The sequence below is a fragment of the Campylobacter sp. RKI_CA19_01116 genome, from assembly GCF_025771405.1.
GTDB lineage: Bacteria > Campylobacterota > Campylobacteria > Campylobacterales > Campylobacteraceae > Campylobacter_D.
This window is the reverse complement of sequence record NZ_JAKMQF010000007.1, coordinates 17,247-37,837: the sequence shown is the minus strand read 5'-3', so window position 1 is coordinate 37,837 and position 20,591 is coordinate 17,247. Positions and strand designations below refer to the sequence as shown.

Here is a 20,591-nt window from a genome sequence, read left to right as displayed (position 1 = left end):
TTTAAAACTCAAGGTTATTTATTTTTAATAAGCTCTGTGGTAATTTTAGCTATTTCTAATTCTTCTTCTGTTGGAATAATTAAAATTTTAATTCTAGAGTCTTTTTTACTAATCTCACCATTTCTAAGCTGTGCATTTTTATCTAAATCTATATCAAATCCTAAATGCGCTAGCCTTTGGCATACTTTTGCTCTAACAATATCATCATTTTCACCTATACCAGCTGTAAAAATCAATGCATCAACTCTAGGCAAAATCGCAAAATATGAGCCAATATATTTACTTAAACGATAACAAAACATATCAAGAGCAAGTCTTGCTTTTTCGTTATTTTGTTCAATTTGAGCTTCAATATCTCTAAAGTCATTAAACCCACAAATTCCATAAACCCCACTTTTTTTATTCATTATAGTGTCTAAATCAGATGGGTTTAAATTTAATTCTTTTGCTAAAAATGGTAATACAGCAGGATCAATATCTCCACATCTAGTTCCCATAATCAAACCTTCTAGCGGTGTAAAGCCCATAGAAGTATCTACACATTTTCCATTTTCTATAGCACAAACACTCGCACCATTTCCAAGATGAGCGCTAATTGCATTAAATTCATTAATATTTTTACCAAGTATATGTGCAGCTTGCTTGCTTACATAAGAATGTGATGTACCGTGAAAGCCGTATTTTCTAACTTGGTGTTTTTCATAAAACTCATAAGGTAAAGCATACATATAAGCATAATCAGGCATACTTTGATGAAAAGCTGTGTCAAAAACTGTCACATTAGGAACTTTTGGAGCAGCTTTTATCATAGTTTTAATACCTATTAAATGCGCAGGGTTATGTAAAGGTGCTATGTGAGCAACTCTATCAATTTCTTTTAAAATTTCATCATCTACCAAACAATGCTTGGTTAAATTTGGGCCTCCATGAACTATCCTATGTCCACATCCATCAAGCTCATTTAAATCATGTAAAATTCCACTTTGAGCAAATAGTTCATTTACTAATTCAATACCTTGTTCATGATCTTTAATCGCTAATTCTTTTTTATATTTTTGACCACTTTTTAGATCTTTTAACTCTATTTTAGAGCTTTGCTCGCCTATTTTTTCCACCAAACCAGATGCTAAAGCCTCATCTTTTTCAAAAAGCTTAAATTTAATTGAAGATGAACCTGAATTTAAAACCAATATTTTCATTTTTCTCCTTATTCTTGTGCTTGAATAGCACTTAAAATCACAGTATTAACAATATCTTCTACCAAACAACCTCTACTTAAATCATTAATCGGCTTTTTAAGACCTTGTAAAATCGGACCAATCGCTAAAGAATTTGCCGTTCTTTGAACTGCTTTATAGCAAATATTTGCCGCATTTAAATCAGGAAACACATATACATTTGCTCTTCCTGCTACTTTAGAATTTGGCATTTTACTTTTTGCTGTTAGCATATCATATGCTGCATCAAATTGTATAGGACCTTCTAGCTCAAGTTGAGGATATTTTTCTTTAGCTATTTTAGTAGCTTCTTTAATTGCATCCACGCTAGCCCCGCTTCCACTATCTCCACTAGAATACGAAAGCAAAGCCACTTTAGGTTCAAGCCCAAAAGCTTTAGCGCTATTTGCGCTCACATAAGCAATTTCAGCAAGTTGCTCAGGAGTTGGATTTGGCATAACAGCACAATCAGCAAAAACCAAAACCTTATCTTCTAAAGACATAAAAAACATACCAGAAACTAAACTCACATCAGGTTTTGTTTTGATAATTTGCAAGGCAGGACGAATAGTTTCAGCAGTAGTTGTACTCGCACCACTTACCATAGCATGCGCTTTTTGAGTATGTACAAGCAAGGTTGCAAAATATGTTTTATCTTGCACTAATTTTTTAGCTTCTTCTTTACTCATACCTTTACTTTTTCTAGCTTCATACAAAAGCTCTTCAAATTCTTCATTATATTGAGAATTTTTAGGATTTATAATACGTACACCATCGATGTTAATATTTAAACTATTAGCTTTAGCACAAATTTCATTGCTATCGCCTAGCAAAATCAAATCAACAATCTCATTTTGCATTAAAAACTCACTAGCTTTTAATACTCTTTCATCAAAACTTTCAGGCAAAACCACTACTTTTTTATCTGCTTTTGCTTTTTCAAAAAGCTCATAAGAAAATCTTGCCTGAGTTTTATAGGTATATTCTTGTAATAAATCTTGAGTAAAATCTTCATTTTCTTTTAACAAAACAAAGTCGCTAAGCTTTTGACTTAGTAAAAAATTTAACATAGTATGATTTTCATCTTGACTTTTTGCATATAGTGGAGCATTTAGCTCTTTAGCTAAAGCTATATTTAAACTCAAATCTCCCATCAAACTAAAATCATCTACTCCAACCACTATAACAAAATCATTTTTATTTTTTATTTTTTCAAAATCTTGAATTATTTTTTTAAAAAAATCATTTGAATTTTGAGCAAATTTGCTTTGATAATTATTTTTTTCAAAACTACTAAAAAAATCTAGCTTAAAATTGGTTTTTGAACATATTAAAGCAATTTTTTCTTTATTTTTTTCACAAAAAACAGGAAAGTAAAAGGCTATTTTACCTTGAACTTTTTCTAAAGACTGTGTTAAAAATTTCTCATCAACACAATTTAATAAAAACATGGATTTCATTTTTTCCTCTTTTTTAACAAAATAATTGTTTTTTTGTAATATAATAATTTTAAAATTCATCACAATAATATAAGGTTATAAAGCTATGAAATTTAAAAATGTTAATTTTTACTTGTTACCTTTTGTAATGTTTGGTTGTAGCGCCACAGTCGATCCACATATTAACATGAAACCTCCAACTTATGTAGAAGAATTGGCTCCAAAACAAAATCATAACACCCAAAGCAATCCTGGATCGCTATTTGGTAAAGGAGATAATCCTTTATTTTCTGATAAAAAAGCAATGAATGTAAATGATTTAGTAACCGTAGTCATTAGAGAAAATGCTACACAAAACTCGCAAGGCTCTAAAGCTACAAGTAAAAACAATAATGTTAATTTAGGCGGAGGACAAGTAACCACTGGTGCTGGACTTAGTAAAGCTAGAGATTTTATTAATGATTATACAAATATAGGCTATACTACAGCAAGTACTTCACAATATCAAGGCACAGGAAGCCAAACTAGAAGTGAAAATTTCCAAACCACCATTTCTGCTAGAGTGATTAAAGTTTTATCTAATGGAAATTATTTTATAGAAGGAAGTCGTGAGCTTTTAATTAATGGTGAAAAACAAATCATTCAGCTAAGTGGGGTTATAAGACCTTATGATATTTCTCAAGATAATATGATAGATAGTAAATACATAGCTGATGCAAAAATTCTTTATAAAACAGAAGGTGATATAGATAAATCTACACGCAAGCCTTGGGGGACAAAATTCATGGAAACCATTTGGCCTTTTTAAGCTAAATGGTTTTACATAAAACTTGGTGCATCATTAGAAAATAAAATCAAATCTCCATTTTGGGTTAATTTTGATAAAGTTTGCACAAGTTGAGATTTTTCTTTTAATACATAAAAATCTAATGTAATATGTTTTTGCAAAATCGTGCTATTAGCCTCTGAAGTAATAATTACAAAATCAAAACATTCATTGATTATCTTGCATAATTTTATATTTTCTTCTTCATTAACTTCAACTATACCAGGAGTTACCAAAACTTTTCTTCCTTGATAGCTTTTACAAAGCTCATAGCTTTGACTCATACCTTTAAAATTTCCATTAAAACCATCATCTATGATAAATTTAGGCTCTTTAGAAATCACTTGCAAACGATGTTCTACTGCTTTTAAATTTAATACACTTTTTATAATATTTTCTATTTTAATTCCTAAATAATGAGCAAGTAAAATACACACACTAATATTATAAGCATTAAAAGCGCCTAGTAAATTTGCATGAAAATCATAAATATTACCATCTAATCTTATTTTAAAATCTAAACCTTCTAAACTTGCCCTAACATCACTTAAACAATCATCATAAAATTCATTTTCATATAAGGTGCTTGAGTGTAAAAAGTATTTTTCCAAACGTTTGGATTTTAAAGCTTGCAACTTAGCACTGCGGATATTATCTTGAGTTTTAAAATACTCCAAATGCGCCAAGCCGATCTCACCAACTATACAAATTTGAGGATTTAAAAACTCTGTAATTTCTAAAATATCATTTTGCTCTCTTGCGCCAGCTTCTACGATATAAATTTCAGTATTATTTTCTAAATTTTCATTGATATCTTTTACTATACCCATGAAAGTATTAACACTTCTTGGAGTTTTATAGCACTTAAACTCATCTTTTAAAAGTTCGTATAAAAAATTTTTTATACTTGTTTTTCCAAAACTAGCAGTAATTAGAATAATTTTTAAATTTGGATTATCACAAATCTTTTTATTTGCCTTTTTTATAAATATATTTTGGTTTATTTTTTCTACTAAAAAGCTTAATAAAAATGCAACTACTAAAGCTTCTAAACCTATCCAAAAAAATGGCATAAATACTAAAGTAAAAAGCGACAAAAATAAAAAATAACGCTTAATCCTAGCAGTAAAAACCAGCTTTTTATCTAAATTTTTATATAAGTACCCACCATATAACAAAGATAAAGCAAAAACTATAAAATATAAATAAAAATTTCCACTATACAAAGAAAACACAAAAGCAAAATAAGGAATTATTAAAAAATATAAATGCCACAAAGGCTTAGCAAAATGTAAAATTATGCGTGAGAATTTATAAGAGTACCATTGCAAAGCTAAAATCAGGTAAAATCCAAGTAAAAAATTCAAACTTAAAAAAGCTATCATACTAATCATTTTTTAAAAATTCCTCATGTATTTTTTCATTTATAAAATCAGCATGTTTTAAAAAGAAAAAATGATCCCCATCTAATGCAAAAAAATTTCCTTTTTGTGCTAAAGAATGGATAATCGCTCCACTTTTTAAAGGCGTAGCTTTATCTTCATTACCCCAAAAAATCAAAATAGGGTTTTTAAGCTTTTGAAATTCATTTTCTAAATTTTCATTAACAACCTTCTTAAAGGTTTCATACATCACTTCACTCATACCTTGAGCGTCTTTGCTAATAAAAAATTTCCTCCAAAAATCCCCATAAGGAAGATTTTTTAAAATTTTAAACAAGGCTATTTTAAACCTCACTTTAAAGCTTTTTGGCAAAACCACACCTGCACTAGAAAGTAAAATCAAACCCTGAAAATTAGCATTTTGACACATAATAGTCGCAACTTTTCCACCAAAAGAATGCCCCATTAAATAATCTGTTTTTTGCTCAATTGTAGTTAAAAAGTCTTCTACAACCTTGGCATAAGCATAAGAATCCATAGGTGCATCTATGCTTGAATTTCCAAAACCAGGTAAATCTAAATAAATTTGTTTAAAATCACTCAAAGGCTTTTCAAAAGCTTGTTTCATAAGCTCTTTATTAGCACCCCAACCGTGTAAAATAAGAATTGTTTTTTCACATTTTGGATTGATGATTTCATAACTTAAATTATAAAAATATCCATTAGAATATACTCTAGTTTTTGCCATTTCTAGCCTTTTTTATCTTTATAAATCTTTTCTAAAAGCATTACAGCTTCATTTAAACGCTCATATTCTTCAAAACTTAAAAGCACGGCTTCAAATTTATTATTTTTTACTATCACCACTCTACCATTTTCGCTCTTTTTTGTTTTTTCAAGCATAGTACTGAAATTTCTTACTACTTCAGTTGCAGTATAAATTTCATCTTTGCTAAAAGTAGCCATGATTATAATTTACCTTTTTGTCCATTAATACTGTGAATAAAAGCATAATCAATCTTAATTTGCTTTTCTAGCTCTATATTTTTTGCTAAATTATCAACTGTGTTAGTAAAATCTTCAAATAAATAATTTGCCAATGATCCTGGATTTGGATTGATCTCATTTAAATAAACCTCATCACCTATCACAAAAAAATCACAGCGAATCAAAGCTCCTTTAAATAAAGGATTGTAAATTCTTGTAAAATTATCCCTTAGTTTTTGCTTTAATTCTTCACTAATATCCGCTTCACTGACTTTAGAACTTTCTGAAAAACCTAAATATTTTTGTTCAAAATCTAAAATTTCATTTTTTCTAGGCTCTTCAATGATAGAAAATTCCATTTTTTCACCCATCATACAACCTGCTAAGTTATATTCTTTAATATTGCTTACAAATTTTTCAACCACAACATCCTCATCAAATTCAAAAGCAACATCTTTAGCATATTTAAGCTCACTTTCATCTTTAACTATACTTATACCTATGCTACTACCTAATCTTGCAGGCTTTAAAATACAAGGAAAGTCTAAAGAAACATTTTGCTCTTTATGCAAATTTAAAACCTTATAATCAAGTGTTTTTACCCCTACACTTTGTGCATAAAGTTTAGTTAAAACCTTATTAAAAGATAAAACACTAGCTTCTATGCGCGGTCCTATGTATTTTATACCATAAAAATCAAGCAAAGCAGCTATTTTGCCATCTTCGCCATCTTTTCCATGTACGATATTTACCGCTACATCAATGTCAAGTTTTTTCTCGCCTAACATAGTTTTTATAAAAAACCCACCCTGCTTTAACACCAAGGCTTTTTCTTTTTTATAAGCACCACTACTAAAAGTTTTTGCATTCATTTTTTCTTCATCTATAAGAAAAAATTCTTTATTTTTATCACAAAATATAAATTTTTTTTGCGCTTTAAGTACTTTTTTTAATACCACAGCACTCACAATGCTAATTTCATGCTCATAAGAATTTGCACCAAAAATTACACCATATATCATTATATTTTTCCTTTTATTATGCTAATTTTTTCAAAGCCTCTTTAATAAGCTCACTAGTATTTTTACTCTCACAAGTTCTTAAAACCTTTAAAATATTTTCTTGTTTAAAACCAAGTGAAAGTAAAGCTGCCAAAGCTTGCGCTTGGTCTTGATTAGAATTTTCTATATTGATTTTTGCATCACTTAACTCAGCTATAATTCTTTTTGCGCTCTTTGGACCAATACCAGGAACCTTTTTAAATACACTCTCATCACCACTTTGCAAAGCTGCATAAAAAGTATTAGTATCTAAGCTTGAGCAAAGCGCCATAGCAGTAGTTGCTCCTATACCACTAATTTTAATTAATAATTCAAACATTCTTTGCTCATTAATATCTAAAAATCCATATAATTTATGAGAGTCTTCTTTGATAATTTGCGTGATTAAAAACTCAACCTTTTGATCTTTTTCAAAATTACTTGAGCAAAAAAGCGACACATAAACACCATAACTTACCCCACTTGAAGTTTTTAAAACAACAAAAGTAGGTTCTTTTTTACTCACTATTCCTTCAATTGCCACTATCATTTAGCTTATTCCTTGTAATTACTAATAGAGCGAATTTCATAAACACTCATCCCGTTTTCAGTATCTATTTTTTCAAGCTCAAAACATTGAATTTTTTCTTCACTATGAGGATGATAGCTTAATTCTTTCCTAGGATTTAATAAAACAAATTTAACCTCGTTTAAATCCATCCATTTTCCACTTTTATTAATAATTTTTGATTTTAAAAGTTCATCTTGAATTTTTTTAAGCTTTTCTATATTTGCTTTTTCTTCTTCTTTTAAGGTTTCTATTTTATTAGCTAAAATATTTAAATTTTCAATCTTTTGATTAAAATCTTTAATAGTAATCTTATAAGCTTGCGGTACAGCTCTTTTTGCACTCATTAATTCTTTTGCCTTTTGCTGTAAAATTCTCACAGAATCTTTACTCACATGGATAGTATGCTTGGTTTCTTCAATTTCTTTGACTAAATTTTCTTGTTCTTTTTTTAACTCTTCAATATGCAAAAGTATCTCTTCTCCACTTTTTTCTTTATCAAAAGCTTTGAGATCTTGAATTGCAAGTTTATTGCCACTTCCTTGAACTTTTTCAACATGAATCAAGCTTTTAGCAATACACAAACAATTACCACCAAGCTCTTGTATGTAAATTTCATCCGCAATAAGCTCTCCACCCACAGCCTTTTTAATATTTACTTTTTTAGCCTTGATAGAACCATTTTCTAAAGTTTCAGCAAAAACTTCCTCGGCCTCACAATATCCTCTTAAGATATTAACCTCAACCTTTTGCCCTATAATAGTGCTTTTATGATGCATATTACCTTTAAGAATTACTTTTTTACCTCTTAAAACAGAATCTTGAGCCATATTACCAGTAACTTCTAATTCTTGAGCTTCAACAGTAATCCTAGGACCTATTGCATCTTCTAAACTATTTGTATTTTTAATCACAATGATAACTTGTTTATCAAAACCCGCCCAAATAGAACCCGTACTTTTAAAATCAACCTTATTAAATTCTAAATAATTTTCTATCTCATAAATAGATTTTTTTTGGATAATAAAGCCATCTTTTTTGGCAATATATTTTATACTTTCATCATCTTCTTTAACTTCAAAATTATCCGAACAAATAACTTTTTCTTTGTTTGTTTTTGGTGGGAGAGCTTTTAAAATTTTAAATCTTAAATCCTTGCCATCACTACCCTCTTTTGGTTTAATCCTCTCAATAGCCACCTCATCTTTTCCTATAGGTGCTACATAGTTTCTATTCATCACATCATTGTGCTTTTTTAGATTTTCTAGGTAGTGATATTGAATTTCTTCATTTGTAGGCTCTTGTGGATTAACTCCCTTACATACTTCAAATTCAACTTCAAAATCAAATTTTTGCTTTTCTTTAACTTTGGTATTAAAATCAATAATTTGCTTTTTAAAATCAAAAATTCTAAATCCAAGCAAATATTTCTCTTTTATCATCGCTTTGTAAATAGCTTCTAAAAGTTCTAGCGCCAATTTATCATGAAAAGCAATAATTTCACTGGCTTTAACACTAGCTTTTAATAAAGTACAAATTTCATTAGTGTATAAACTGATCTCAAAAGCTGGTGAGTGTGCAAATTTTTTAAAATAAATTTCTATTTTATACTCTTGCTCTATACTTAAATCATGAATTAAAAATTTTTCATCTTCTTCAAAAATTTTTAATTCTTTTTCATTAACTTTTATCCATTCTTGATTATCATAAGTATAAGAAGTACTAAAACTTAATAATCTAAAATCAAGTTCATCAACTTCGCATTTATTTTCAGAAGCAAATATCAAAAGCTCTTTATAAGGGTCTTTAGTATATAAAATTTTCTTCTCTTCCATAGCTTAAGCTTCCTTATTGTGTATAAAATTTTGATTTTAGCAAAAATAAAATCAAAATTTAGTTAAAATTATTGCTACTAAAAAATTTTATAATACTCAAACTAATATTTAAAGAATGAAAATTAATGAGAAAAAATATTATTTTTAAAAATTTTATCATCAATGCCTTAGGAATTTTATTTTCTAGGATTATGGGTGTTTTAAGAGATATTGTTTTAGCCTTGTACTTAGGGGCTGGAATTTATAGTGATATTTTCTTTGTAGCTTTAAAAATGCCTGCTTTTTTTAGAAGAATTTTCGCTGAAGGAGCCTTTGGACAAGCCTTTTTACCAAGTTTTTTAAAAGCAAGTAAAAAAGGTGCTTTTTGTATAAATGTCTTATTACAATTTAGTATTATTGTTTTTTTAACCTGTGTTTTAGTGAGTTTTTTTGCTGAATTTTTTACAAAGATTTTTGCCTTTGGTTTTAACAAAGAAACGATCATTCTAGCCGCACCTTTAGTTTCTATTAATTTTTGGTATTTGTTTTTTATCTTTTTAGTAACTTTTTTAGGTTCTTTATTAAACTATAAACAAAATTTTTTCATCACTTCTTTTTCTGCTTCATTTTTTAATCTTTTTGTTGTGATTGCCGGATTTTTTGTCACTCAAGATGAACCTTTAGAGGCTTTGTATTATTTTTCATATGCGACTGTTTTAAGTGGTCTAGCTCAACTTATATGGCATATTTTTGCTTTAAAAAACACTAGAATTTTAAAAAGTATGTATTTAAGCATAAAACTTAAAAAAACAAAGACTAATTTAGATAAGTTCCACTCTACATTTACTCATGGACTTTTAGGCTCTTCGGCAAATCAAATTAGTTCATTATTAGATACTACTATAGCTAGTTTTTTAATGGCTGGAAGCATTTCGTATTTGTATTATTCTAATAGGGTTTTTCAGCTTCCTTTAGCTCTTTTTGCAATCGCTCTAAGTCAAGTAAGCTTCCCAAAAATACTAAGACATTTAAAAGCAAATGAAGAACAAAAAGCCTTGGCTTTTATGCAAAAAGCTTTTGAATATTTAAGCGTGCTTTTGATTTTAGCTAGTATAGTTGGGATTATTTTAGCTAAAGAGATTGTGGAGTTTTTGTTTCAAAGAGGAAACTTTAATCAAGAAGATACAAAAGTCACTGCATTTTTATTACAAGCTTATCTTTTGGGGCTTTTGCCTTTTGGCTTGCAAAAACTTTTTTCTTTATGGCTTTATGCCAAATTTAAACAAAAAATAGCCGCTATAATAGCCTTTAAAACACTTTTTATATCAGCATTTTTTAGTATAGTGATTATTTTACTTATTAAAGAAGAAGCTTACAAGAGCTTAGGTATTGCACTAGCCTCATCTATTAGTGCTTTTTATTTATTATATGCTAATATAAAAGAATTTGGCTTTAAAAATCTTTGGGGTATTTTTAGGGTTAAATTTTGGCTTATTAGTATAGTATTTTTAAGTTTATTTGCTCTAGGCTTATTTGAAATTAAAGATATTTTAATACAATTTTTAATTGAAATTTATCATTTTTTTAAAGGTTTGTTTTAATGGTTTTTTTTGATAGTGTTTTAAAGAAAAAATGCGAATTTATCCCACATGAGGCAAAAAAAGCAAATATTTATTTATGCGGGCCTACTGTATATGATGATGCGCATTTAGGACATGCAAGAAGTAGTGTGTGTTTTGATTTTTTAAGAAGAGTTTTACTAGCAAATGATTATGAAGTAGTTTTTGCTAGAAATTACACTGATATTGATGATAAAATCTTAAAAAAAATGCAAGAAAGTGGTAAAAGCTTAGAAGAAATTACAAATTTTTATATTAAAAGATATGAAGAAGATATGCAAGCGCTTAATATCTTAGAACCTGATTTTAAACCAAAGGCTACAACTTATATTGAGCAAATGATTACATATATAGAAAAACTTTTAGAATTAAACCTAGCTTATAAACTTGAAGATGGGATTTATTTTGATACCAGCAAAGATGATAAATACTTTTATATCTCTAAAAGAAATTTAGAAGATAATCAATCACGCCTTGAAGAAAGCGTGGCTAAAAAAAACGATAGCGATTTTGTTTTATGGAAATTTGATGAAAAATTTTATCCTGCAAGTTTTGGCAAAGGAAGACCAGGTTGGCACACAGAATGTGTTGTGATGATAGAAAGTATTTTTAAAGATAAACTTGACATTCACGCAGGGGGCATAGACTTACTTTTTCCTCATCATGAAAATGAAGCTTGCCAGTGTCGTTGTAAAAACAATCATGAATTAGCTAATTTTTGGCTACACAATGGCTTTGTACAAATTAATGGTGAAAAAATGAGCAAAAGCTTGGGAAATAGCTTTTTTCTAAAAGATTCTTTAAAACTTTTTAGTGGAGAGGTTTTGAGATTTTATCTTTTAAGTGTGCATTATAGAGCGCATTTTAACTATGCTTTAGAAGACTTACAAGCTGCTAAAAAAAGACTTGATAAATTTTACCGCTTAAAAAAACGCTTAAACATAAATGCTTTTATAGATGAAAAAACTACCATAGAAAGTGAAGTAGCTAAAAATATCTTAGAAGTTTTAAATGATGATTTAAATGCCTCTAAAGCCTTAGCTTTACTTGATGAGTTTATCAATGAAAGTAATATTTACTTAGATCAAAACCCAAAAGATAAAACTTATAAAATACAATTAGAAAAAACCTTAAAAGAACTTGCTTTTATTTTTGGTATAGGTTTTATAGATACTATAAAATATTTTCAATTTGGTATTAGTGAAGAAAAATGTCAAGAAATAGAAGAAAAAATTGCTCTACGCAACAAAGCAAAACAAGAAAAAAACTATGCCTTAGCAGATCAAATTCGTGATGATTTAGCTAAAGAGAATATTCTTTTAATGGATACACCAAATGGTGTAATATGGGAGAAAAATGGATAAAAATTACAAAGAAATGAAGCTTAAAGAGGTTTTTACTCGCTTTAAGCCTTATTATAAAGATTATTGGTTTTATTTTGTTTTAGCTATTATTGGTATGCTTTTAACTAGTGGTGGAACAGCTGCTAGTGCATACATCATAGAGCCTATTTTAAATAAAATTTTTATAGAAAAAAATGCTCAATTGCTTTATTATATGCCTTTATTGGTAATTTTAATTTATGCTTTAAAAAATCTTGGTGCTTATATACAAGTTTATTATATATCTTATGTTGGAACAGATATTTTAAGAAGATTAAGAGAATTAGTTCTTGGTAATCTTTTGCGCTTAGATATGAGCTTTTTTCATAAATACAGAAGTGGAGAATTAATCAGTCGGTGTACTTCTGATATTGGAGCTTTGCAAAATATAGTTTCTACTATCATACCTGAAATTTTAAGAGAAAGTTTAACCGCGATTGGACTTTTAAGCGTGGTAATTTATCAAAGCCCTGAGCTTGCTTTTTTTGCTTTAGTAATTTTACCTTTAGCAATCTATCCCCTTGCTATTTTTGCAAAAAAAATCAAAAAAATAGGACGCAATACCCAAGAAAAAAATTCTGATCTTACTTCAAGATTAAGCGAAATCTTTTCTAATATAGAACTTATTAAAGCTTCTAATGCAGGTGAAAATGAAATGCAAAAATTCAGCCAAACCAATAGCGAAGTTTGCAAACTTTCCTTAAAAGGCACTAGAATCGAAGCTTTAAGTAGCCCTTTAATGGAATCTATGGGTTCAATTGGCTTTGCAGTGGTGATTATAGTAGGCGGTAAAGAAGTAATTGATGGAAATTTAAGCATAGGTTCTTTTTTTAGTTTTACTACAGCTTTATTTATGGCTTATACTCCTATTAAAAGACTTTCTTCACTTTATACAAGATTACAAAATGCAGTAGCAGCAAGTGAGAGAACTTTCTATCTAACTGATTTAGAACCGCAAATTAAAGGTGGTGAAGAAAAACTTACAGAAAATATCCAAAATATCCATTTTAAAAATGTCTCTTTAAGCTATCAAAAAGATAAAATGGTATTAAAAGATGTAAATTTTTCTTTTAACAAAGGAGAAATTCTAGCCTTAGTTGGATCAAGCGGTGGAGGAAAATCTTCTATTATCAATCTTTTGATGTATTTTTTTGAAAAAGATAGCGGTGAAATTTTAATCAATCAAAAAGATATTAGCTCTTTTGATATTGTTAGTTTAAGAGAAAATATCTCTTTGGTAACTCAAAATATTTATATATTTAATGACACTATAGCTCAAAATATAGCTTATGCTAAAGAATACAATGAAGCACGTGTAGTAGAGGTTTTAAAACAAGCTAATGCTTATGATTTTGTTCAAGAACTTGGTGGTATACATACTGAATTAAAAGAACATGGAAAAAATCTCTCCGGCGGACAAAAACAACGCATTGCTATAGCAAGGGCTTTATATAAAAATCCTCAAATTTTAATTTTTGATGAAGCAACTTCAGCGCTTGACAATGAAAGCGAAAAAGCCATAGTAAGAACTATAGAAAGCTTAAAAAAAGATCGCTTAATACTCATCATCGCTCATAGACTTAGCACCATAGAAAATGCTGATAAAATTGCTGTGCTTGATAAAGGAAAAATAGCTTCTATAGGAAATGATGCTTATTTAATGCAACATTGTGAAATTTATCAAAAATTAAAACAAAAAGCACAAAAAACTGATAAAGTCAAAGAAAATGAAAACTAAAAATTATCATTTTTTTAGTACAATATGCTATTTTGCAAATAAAGGAAAAATATGACTTATGAAAGCTTAAAACCTTTAATATATAAATTAGATCCAGAAAATGCTCATGCTCTGGCTGAATTTAGTATGCGGACGCTAGATTGTATATTTCCTGGAGGGCTTAGTTTTTTTGCAAAAGATTGTGTAATAAATGATGAAATTTTAAATCAAGAAATTTTTAATTTAAATTTTTATAATCCTGTGGGTTTAGCAGGTGGTTTTGATAAAAATGCAACCATGATAAGACCGCTAAGTGCTTTAGGTTTTGGTTTTTTAGAGTATGGAACTTTTACTCCAAAACCTCAAAATGGTAATGAAAAACCTAGACTTTTTAGACTTGTTGAACAAGAAAGTATTCAAAATGCTATGGGTTTTAATAATAAAGGTAAAGACGCTATTGCAAAAGAAGTAAAAAAAGTCTATCCTTTTAGCATACCTTTAGTGGCAAATATAGGTAAAAACAAAATCACTCCAAATGAAGAAGCTATTAATGATTATATTATTTTATTAAAAGAATTTAAAGATTTATGTGATTTATTTGTAATTAATATATCCTCTCCAAATACCAAGAATTTAAGAGATTTACAAAGCGAGGAATTTGTAAGTACTTTATTTAACCAAGCAAAAGAAATCACAAATAAACCTGTGATTTTAAAAATTGCTCCAGATATGAATATAGACAGCGCAATTTCACTTTGTAAAAGCGCTATTAGTGCAAAAGCTGATGGTATTATCATGGCAAATACTAGTATAGATTATTCTTTGATTGATAATGCAAGAACTTTTGGCGGGATTAGTGGTAGATTAATCACCCAAAAAAGTGCGACATTTTTTAAAGAAGTAGCTAAAGAAATTTATCAAAATACTATTTTAATAGCAAGTGGTGGTATAGATAGTGCTGAACTTGCTTATGAGCGCATTAAAAATGGTGCTAGTTTGGTTCAAATTTATACAGCTATGATTTTTAAAGGACCAAGTATTGTTAAAAACATCAACCAAGGTTTAATCGAGCTTTTAAAACAAGATGGGTTTAATCATATTAGTCAAGCTATAGGAGTTAATTTTAAATGATTAATTATAAAAAAATCACCCTTGAAAATGAACTTGAAGTCTATACTTTACCTGTTAATAAAAAAAGCGGAGTTATAAGTGTAGATATTTTTTATAAAGTTGGCTCAAGAAATGAAAAAATGGGAAAAAGCGGCATAGCCCATATGCTTGAACATTTAAATTTTAAAAGTACAAAAAATTTAAAAGCAGGTGAATTTGATGAGATAGTCAAGGGTTTTGGCGGAGTGGATAATGCAAGTACGGGCTTTGACTATACGCATTATTTTATAAAATGCTCTAGTGAAAATTTAGATAAATCTTTATGGCTTTTTGCTGAATTAATGCGTAATTTAAATTTAAAAGATGATGAGTTTCAACCTGAAAGAAATGTAGTTTTAGAAGAAAGGCGTTGGAGAACTGATAATAATCCTTTGGGATATTTGTATTTTAGATTATACAATCATGCCTTTTTACATCATCCATATCACTGGACCCCGATAGGCTTTTTTAAAGATATACAAAATTGGAAAATAGAAGATATACAAGATTTTCATCAAACTTTTTATCAACCTAAAAATGCTATTTTGCTTGTGAGTGGTGATATTGATGAAGATGAAGTATTTACTTTAGCTAAAAAGCATTTTCAAGATATAAAAAATACCAAAGAAATCCCTATAGTTCATGAAAAAGAACCTGAGCAAGATGGTGCTAAACGTGTGATCTTGCATAAAGAAAGCGATACACAATTATTAGCACTTGCATATAAAATTCCTGCATTTAATCATGAAGATATGCCAAAACTTTGTGCATTAAGCGAACTTTTGGGAAATGGAAAAAGTTCTTTAATAAGCGAAATTTTAATTAATAAATTAGAACTTATCAATGAATTTTATGCTTATGCAAGCGAAAATATAGATGAGAATTTATTTATATTTATTTGTGTTTGCAATGAAGGTATAAAAGCAGAAGATGTTGAAAAAGAGCTTTTAAAAATTCTTGAAGATGTTAAAAATGCTAAATTTGATGATACTATCATGGAAAAAATCAAAAATACTGTAAAAAGTGATTTTATTTTTTCACTAAGCAATGCAAGTAGCGTTGCAAATATTTATGGATCTTATCTTGCTAAAGGCGATTTAAAACCTTTACTTGATTATGAAAAAAATATAGAAGATCTAAGCAAAGATGACTTAATTCATTGTGCTAGAAAATATTTCAATGAAAACAAATCTACTACAATAATCTTAAAAAGGGGTGAAAATGGACAATAAAATCATTATAGGAGCAATGACAGCTTTAATAACTCCATTTAAAAATGGAAAATTAGATGAACAAACTTACCACAAACTCATCAAAAGACAAATAGCAAATGGGATTGATGCAGTAGTGCCTGTTGGAACAACCGGAGAAAGTGCCACTTTAACCCATGAAGAACATAGAATTTGTATAGAAATAGCATTAGATGCTTGCAAGGGAAGTTCTTGTAAGGTTTTAGCAGGAGCAGGAAGCAATGCTACACATGAAGCTGTAAGTTTGGCTAAATTTGCACAAGAGCATGGAGCTGATGGTATTTTAAGCGTTACTCCATACTATAACAAACCCACACAAGAAGGTTTGTATTTACATTATAAAGAAATAGCAAAAAGTATAGATATACCTGTACTTTTATACAACGTGCCAGGAAGAACAGGTTGTGAGCTTCAAACAGAAACCATTATAAGATTATTTAGAGATTGTGAAAATATTTATGGGGTAAAAGAAGCTAGCGGGAGCATTGATAAATGCGTTGATTTGCTAGCACATGAGCCTAGAATGATGCTTTTAAGCGGAGAAGATGCGATTAATTATCCTATACTTTCAAATGGTGGTAAAGGTGTGATTTCAGTTACTTCAAATTTACTTCCTGATATGATTTCAAAATTAACTCATCTAGCTTTAAAAGAAAAATATATTGAAGCTAAAAAAATTAATGATGAGTTGTATAATATCAATAAAATTTTATTTTGCGAAAGCAATCCTATACCTATTAAAGCAGCAATGTATATAGCAGGTTTAACTCCTACTTTAGAATATCGTTTGCCACTTTGTAAACCTAGTGATTGCAATTTAGCAAAAATAGAAGCGATTATGAAAAACTATAATATCAAAGGATTTTAATGGATACTTTTTTTCAAAATAAAACTTTAGTAATTAGCGGTGGAACAAGAGGGATTGGTAAAGCTATTGTATATGAGTTTGCAAAAGCAGGAGCCAATGTAGCTTTTACTTATAATTCTAATGCAGATTTAGCTCAAGAAATTGTAAAAGATTTAGAAAATAACTATAAAATCAAAGCAAAGGCTTATGAGTTTAACATACTTGAACCAGAAACTTATAAAGAATTATTTGAAAAAATCGATCAAGATTTTGACAGAATAGATTTTTTCATCTCTAATGCTATTATCTCAGGTCGTGCTGTTGTAGGTGGATATACTAAATTTATGAAATTAAAGCCAAAAGGTATTAATAATATATTCACAGCAACTGTAAATGCTTTTGTTGTTGGAGCACAAGAAGCAGCAAAAAGAATGGAAAAAGTCGGCGGGGGTAGTATATTATCTATTTCTTCAACAGGAAATTTAGTACATATTGAAAACTATGCAGGACACGGTACAGCTAAAGCAGCAGTAGAAGCTATGGCAAGATATGCTGCAACTGAACTTGGTTCTAAAAACATCCGTGTAAATGTAGTAAGTGGTGGACCAATTGACACTGACGCGCTTAAAGCATTCACAAATTATGAAGAAGTTAAAAATGCAACTATTAATCTTAGTCCATTAAACCGTATTGGACAACCTCAAGATTTAGCAGGAGCATGTTTATTTTTATGTTCTGATAAAGCAAATTGGATCACAGGGCATACCTTAATCGTAGATGGTGGTACTACTTTTAAATGATTCATTACCCCATTTTGGGGTATTTTCTTTAAACACAAGGATTAATAAACAATGAATTTACCTAATATCTTAGCATTTATAAGGATATTATTAGCTCCACTTTTGTTTTTTTTGCTTATTAATGATTTTGAAAATATTCATCCTAGTTGGGTAAATTATTTTGCTTGTGTTGTTTTTGGTATAGCTGCCTTGACTGATTTTTTTGATGGTTATATTGCAAGAACTTGGAATCAAACTACAAAACTTGGAGCTATTATAGATCCACTAGCAGATAAAATGCTTGTTTTGGCTGCTTTTTTAGGATTATTACTCACCCAAAAAGCCGATCCTTGGATGATTTATATTATTTTAGTAAGAGAATTTTTTATAACCGGTTTTCGAGTGGTTATGGTGAGTGAAAAATTTGACATAAGTGCTTCTTTTGCAGGAAAAATAAAAACAACCTTTCAAATGATAGCTATTATATTTTTAATCATGCAATGGCCTTTTGCTAATACATTGTTGTTTATTGCCTTAGTACTTACACTTTATTCGGCTTTTGAATACATACTAGCTTATACAAAACATTTAAAAAAGGTATAATTTGAAATCATATTTATTTTTATTTATCATCTTAGCTATTGGCTTTAAATTTTATTCTTTTAGCTTTTTAATAACGCTTTTGGTTATATCTTTTTTAATTTTTTTTCACGAGTTAGGACATTTTCTAGCCGCAAAACATATGAGGGTTGATGTAGAGATTTTTAGCATAGGCTTTGGAAGAGCTGTTTTTAAAAAAACTTACAAAAACACAGAATATCGCTTATCTGCTCTACCTTTTGGTGGTTATGTTAAACTCAAAGGACAAGATGATTTAAATCCTAGCGAAAAAAATTACGAACCAAATAGCTATAACACTTTAAGTCCTTTAGCTAGAATTTACATACTTTTCGCAGGACCATTTTTTAATTTCTTTTTAGCATTTTTACTTTATATAGCCATAGGTTTTTTAGGAGTTCAAAAACTTGCGCCTGTTATTGGCAATATAGCACCAAACTCAGCTGCACAAAAAGTAAATTTACAAATTGGAGATAAAATCCTAGCTATAGATGGAGTTAAAATTCAAAGCTTTGAAGAAATCGGTAAACTTGTGCATATAAAACCAACCTTACTTAGTATAGAACGCGATGGTAAACTCATCAACATCACCCTAACCCCACAAATTGATCAAGGTTATAATGAGTTTTATCAAAAAGTTCAAAAACCACTAATTGGCATAGCACCTAAGGGTGAGTTTGTTACTATTTATCATCCAGGATTTAGTAGTTTAAAATATGCTTATGAAGAAAGCATAGAGGCTTCTTTGCTCATTTTTAAAGGTCTTGCTAAAATCATCAGCGGGGAATTAGACGCTAAGAATATGGGTGGAATCATCACTATGGTGGATATAACTTCCAAAGCAGCAAATACTAGCATAGTGGTTTTATTTTTAATCACCGCTTTAATTTCTATCAACCTTGGAGTATTAAATTTACTTCCCATTCCAGCGCTAGATGGAGGGCATATACTTTTTAACCTTTATGAGTTAGTCTTTAAAAAAGAAGTGCCAAAGGTATGTTTTGAATATCTTAGTTATTTTGGCATGGCTTTACTTTTAAGTTTAATGGTGTTTGTAACTTATAATGATATTACTCGTTTTATGAGTAATTAATAAGTCCTAGTAGCAAAATCATAGCGATTAAATTCACCTATATTGTTTTTACGGTAAAAACTATTATAAAATTGCTTACTTAAACTTTGCTCATAATTTAGTCTAAATCTTACCCACATTGCTGTTTGATCTTTGGCGCTAGTTTTTTCATCTTGATAATTAAGTGATAAATCTAAAATAGAAATTGGAGAATAAGTAATGTTATATTGATTTTGTAATTCTTTTATATTAGAATTTACATTTAAAACATTCAAATAAGGCAAATCAAACATCAAACCAAGCTCTGTGCTATCTTCACTATCATTTTCTTTTATATTATAGTGATTAGCATATGCTTTAAAATAATGACTAAATTGAAATTCAGCACCAAAACTATTTTTTTCATAAGCTTCTTTATACTGATCATTAAAATAATTAAAACCTAAATTAAACTCATCAAATTCATAACGATTAATAAGTCCTAAAGAATAAGCTTGTTCTAATTGCCCTATTCTTGCTTGTTTTTCTAAAAGTAAAGTAGCATTTTCATAATCTAGTATTGAATTAATATTTTTTATATTTACATTTAAAGCATCATAGTCTAAATTAGCCTCTGTCTTATCTTTAGAGCTTAAATTTAAAACTTGACCTAAAGAATTACTAGCAAAAGAACTAAGATCTGTACTTTGAGTTTGGTACTCTTGTGGTTTTTGAAAAAATACTTGCTTAGAAACAGTGTTTGACTTTTGATATTTGCTAATATTAGCCTCACCCTCACCTAAGCTTTCTTCTAAATTTAAAGCAAATGCATTTATGCATATACAGCTTAAAAAAATGTATTTTTTCACTCAACCTCTAATGTATTATTCTAAAGATGCAAAATTT

Annotated in this window: 19 protein-coding genes; 10 read left to right on the top strand and 9 right to left on the bottom strand. The window is 28.9% G+C overall.

The annotated features are described in order from the left end of the window. Nucleotides 1-14: 14 nt before the first annotated feature. Together L8U41_RS06420 and pta are read right to left on the bottom strand one after the other, a co-directional pair. A complete protein-coding gene (locus tag L8U41_RS06420; RefSeq protein WP_263728112.1) occupies nucleotides 15-1,199 on the bottom strand; it encodes an acetate kinase in 1,185 nt (394 codons plus the stop codon). A gap of 8 nt (nucleotides 1,200-1,207) precedes the next feature. After that, nucleotides 1,208-2,677 (bottom strand): phosphate acetyltransferase, encoded by a 1,470-nt coding sequence (pta, locus tag L8U41_RS06415; protein WP_263728111.1) that lies wholly within the window; start codon nucleotides 2,675-2,677, stop codon nucleotides 1,208-1,210. Between the two features lie 85 nt (nucleotides 2,678-2,762). Between pta and flgH the strand changes: the two genes are divergently transcribed. Beyond that, nucleotides 2,763-3,464, top strand: coding sequence for a flagellar basal body L-ring protein FlgH (gene flgH / locus L8U41_RS06410; protein ID WP_263664106.1), 702 nt, complete (start codon nucleotides 2,763-2,765; stop codon nucleotides 3,462-3,464). Between the two features lie 11 nt (nucleotides 3,465-3,475). Here the strand turns inward: flgH and L8U41_RS06405 are convergent, their stop codons facing one another. Genes L8U41_RS06405 through L8U41_RS06380 form a run of 6 tightly spaced genes read right to left on the bottom strand, consistent with a single transcriptional unit; the run spans nucleotide 3,476 to nucleotide 9,294 of the window. Further along, nucleotides 3,476-4,876, bottom strand: coding sequence for a Mur ligase family protein (locus L8U41_RS06405; protein ID WP_263728110.1), 1,401 nt, complete (start codon nucleotides 4,874-4,876; stop codon nucleotides 3,476-3,478). Beyond that, nucleotides 4,869-5,612 (bottom strand): alpha/beta fold hydrolase, encoded by a 744-nt coding sequence (locus tag L8U41_RS06400; protein ID WP_263728109.1) that lies wholly within the window; start codon nucleotides 5,610-5,612, stop codon nucleotides 4,869-4,871. The genes L8U41_RS06405 and L8U41_RS06400 overlap by 8 nt, the downstream gene beginning before the upstream one ends. 2 nt (nucleotides 5,613-5,614) lie before the next feature. Further along, on the bottom strand, nucleotides 5,615-5,830 hold the full coding sequence (locus L8U41_RS06395) for a type II toxin-antitoxin system Phd/YefM family antitoxin (protein ID WP_012661347.1): 216 nt from the start codon (nucleotides 5,828-5,830) through the stop codon (nucleotides 5,615-5,617). Nucleotides 5,831-5,832: 2 nt separating this feature from the next. Then, nucleotides 5,833-6,873 carry a D-alanine--D-alanine ligase gene (locus tag L8U41_RS06390; RefSeq protein ID WP_263728108.1) on the bottom strand — a complete coding sequence of 347 codons (1,041 nt, stop codon included), beginning with the start codon at nucleotides 6,871-6,873 and terminating at the stop codon, nucleotides 5,833-5,835. 16 nt (nucleotides 6,874-6,889) lie between these two features. Next, the gene (gene ruvA, locus L8U41_RS06385; protein WP_263678993.1) at nucleotides 6,890-7,441 is read right to left on the bottom strand and encodes a Holliday junction branch migration protein RuvA; all 552 of its coding nucleotides are present in this window, start codon (nucleotides 7,439-7,441) and stop codon (nucleotides 6,890-6,892) included. Nucleotides 7,442-7,446: 5 nt separating this feature from the next. Next, nucleotides 7,447-9,294 carry a FapA family protein gene (locus tag L8U41_RS06380; RefSeq protein WP_263728107.1) on the bottom strand — a complete coding sequence of 616 codons (1,848 nt, stop codon included), beginning with the start codon at nucleotides 9,292-9,294 and terminating at the stop codon, nucleotides 7,447-7,449. A gap of 125 nt (nucleotides 9,295-9,419) precedes the next feature. Here L8U41_RS06380 and murJ point away from each other — a divergent pair, with 125 nt between their 5' ends. The 9 genes from murJ to rseP are packed head-to-tail and all read left to right on the top strand — an operon-like array spanning nucleotide 9,420 to nucleotide 19,727. Next, the gene (gene murJ, locus L8U41_RS06375) at nucleotides 9,420-10,874 is read left to right on the top strand and encodes a murein biosynthesis integral membrane protein MurJ (RefSeq protein WP_263728106.1); all 1,455 of its coding nucleotides are present in this window, start codon (nucleotides 9,420-9,422) and stop codon (nucleotides 10,872-10,874) included. After that, nucleotides 10,874-12,256 carry a cysteine--tRNA ligase gene (gene cysS / locus L8U41_RS06370; protein WP_263728105.1) on the top strand — a complete coding sequence of 461 codons (1,383 nt, stop codon included), beginning with the start codon at nucleotides 10,874-10,876 and terminating at the stop codon, nucleotides 12,254-12,256. The genes murJ and cysS overlap by 1 nt, the downstream gene beginning before the upstream one ends. After that, on the top strand, nucleotides 12,249-14,012 hold the full coding sequence (locus L8U41_RS06365; RefSeq protein WP_263728104.1) for an ABC transporter ATP-binding protein: 1,764 nt from the start codon (nucleotides 12,249-12,251) through the stop codon (nucleotides 14,010-14,012). The genes cysS and L8U41_RS06365 overlap by 8 nt, the downstream gene beginning before the upstream one ends. A gap of 51 nt (nucleotides 14,013-14,063) precedes the next feature. Next, nucleotides 14,064-15,122: a quinone-dependent dihydroorotate dehydrogenase gene (locus L8U41_RS06360; protein WP_263728103.1), complete on the top strand. Its 1,059-nt coding sequence runs from the start codon at nucleotides 14,064-14,066 to the stop codon at nucleotides 15,120-15,122. Then, a complete protein-coding gene (locus L8U41_RS06355; protein ID WP_263728102.1) occupies nucleotides 15,119-16,372 on the top strand; it encodes a M16 family metallopeptidase in 1,254 nt (417 codons plus the stop codon). The genes L8U41_RS06360 and L8U41_RS06355 overlap by 4 nt, the downstream gene beginning before the upstream one ends. Further along, nucleotides 16,362-17,258, top strand: a complete 897-nt coding sequence (dapA, locus tag L8U41_RS06350; protein WP_263708897.1) for a 4-hydroxy-tetrahydrodipicolinate synthase — start codon at nucleotides 16,362-16,364, stop codon at nucleotides 17,256-17,258. Before L8U41_RS06355 ends, dapA begins: the two co-directional genes overlap by 11 nt. Beyond that, entirely contained in the window at nucleotides 17,258-18,037 is a 780-nt protein-coding gene (locus tag L8U41_RS06345; protein WP_087689753.1) for an enoyl-ACP reductase, read from the top strand. Before dapA ends, L8U41_RS06345 begins: the two co-directional genes overlap by 1 nt. A 51-nt stretch (nucleotides 18,038-18,088) precedes the next feature. After that, nucleotides 18,089-18,619 carry a CDP-diacylglycerol--glycerol-3-phosphate 3-phosphatidyltransferase gene (pgsA, locus tag L8U41_RS06340; RefSeq protein ID WP_263728101.1) on the top strand — a complete coding sequence of 177 codons (531 nt, stop codon included), beginning with the start codon at nucleotides 18,089-18,091 and terminating at the stop codon, nucleotides 18,617-18,619. Nucleotide 18,620: 1 nt separating this feature from the next. After that, nucleotides 18,621-19,727 (top strand): RIP metalloprotease RseP, encoded by a 1,107-nt coding sequence (gene rseP / locus L8U41_RS06335; protein WP_263728100.1) that lies wholly within the window; start codon nucleotides 18,621-18,623, stop codon nucleotides 19,725-19,727. On the opposite strand, the gene L8U41_RS06330 is transcribed toward rseP, so the two are convergent. Further along, the gene (locus L8U41_RS06330) at nucleotides 19,724-20,554 is read right to left on the bottom strand and encodes a hypothetical protein (RefSeq protein WP_263725284.1); all 831 of its coding nucleotides are present in this window, start codon (nucleotides 20,552-20,554) and stop codon (nucleotides 19,724-19,726) included. The genes rseP and L8U41_RS06330 overlap by 4 nt on opposite strands. Between the last annotated feature and the right edge of the window lie 37 nt (nucleotides 20,555-20,591).

What these genes read in the sequence shown, in the direction of transcription:
- L8U41_RS06420 (WP_263728112.1), bottom strand. Translation starts at nt 1,199, where the DNA reads ATGAAAATATTGGTTTTAAATTCAGGTTCATCTTCAATTAAATTTAAG.
- pta (WP_263728111.1), bottom strand. Translation starts at nt 2,677, where the DNA reads ATGAAATCCATGTTTTTATTAAATTGTGTTGATGAGAAATTTTTAACA.
- flgH (WP_263664106.1), top strand. Translation starts at nt 2,763, where the DNA reads ATGAAATTTAAAAATGTTAATTTTTACTTGTTACCTTTTGTAATGTTT.
- L8U41_RS06405 (WP_263728110.1), bottom strand. Translation starts at nt 4,876, where the DNA reads ATGATTAGTATGATAGCTTTTTTAAGTTTGAATTTTTTACTTGGATTT.
- L8U41_RS06400 (WP_263728109.1), bottom strand. Translation starts at nt 5,612, where the DNA reads ATGGCAAAAACTAGAGTATATTCTAATGGATATTTTTATAATTTAAGT.
- L8U41_RS06395 (WP_012661347.1), bottom strand. Translation starts at nt 5,830, where the DNA reads ATGGCTACTTTTAGCAAAGATGAAATTTATACTGCAACTGAAGTAGTA.
- L8U41_RS06390 (WP_263728108.1), bottom strand. Translation starts at nt 6,873, where the DNA reads ATGATATATGGTGTAATTTTTGGTGCAAATTCTTATGAGCATGAAATT.
- ruvA (WP_263678993.1), bottom strand. Translation starts at nt 7,441, where the DNA reads ATGATAGTGGCAATTGAAGGAATAGTGAGTAAAAAAGAACCTACTTTT.
- L8U41_RS06380 (WP_263728107.1), bottom strand. Translation starts at nt 9,294, where the DNA reads ATGGAAGAGAAGAAAATTTTATATACTAAAGACCCTTATAAAGAGCTT.
- murJ (WP_263728106.1), top strand. Translation starts at nt 9,420, where the DNA reads ATGAGAAAAAATATTATTTTTAAAAATTTTATCATCAATGCCTTAGGA.
- cysS (WP_263728105.1), top strand. Translation starts at nt 10,874, where the DNA reads ATGGTTTTTTTTGATAGTGTTTTAAAGAAAAAATGCGAATTTATCCCA.
- L8U41_RS06365 (WP_263728104.1), top strand. Translation starts at nt 12,249, where the DNA reads ATGGATAAAAATTACAAAGAAATGAAGCTTAAAGAGGTTTTTACTCGC.
- L8U41_RS06360 (WP_263728103.1), top strand. Translation starts at nt 14,064, where the DNA reads ATGACTTATGAAAGCTTAAAACCTTTAATATATAAATTAGATCCAGAA.
- L8U41_RS06355 (WP_263728102.1), top strand. Translation starts at nt 15,119, where the DNA reads ATGATTAATTATAAAAAAATCACCCTTGAAAATGAACTTGAAGTCTAT.
- dapA (WP_263708897.1), top strand. Translation starts at nt 16,362, where the DNA reads ATGGACAATAAAATCATTATAGGAGCAATGACAGCTTTAATAACTCCA.
- L8U41_RS06345 (WP_087689753.1), top strand. Translation starts at nt 17,258, where the DNA reads ATGGATACTTTTTTTCAAAATAAAACTTTAGTAATTAGCGGTGGAACA.
- pgsA (WP_263728101.1), top strand. Translation starts at nt 18,089, where the DNA reads ATGAATTTACCTAATATCTTAGCATTTATAAGGATATTATTAGCTCCA.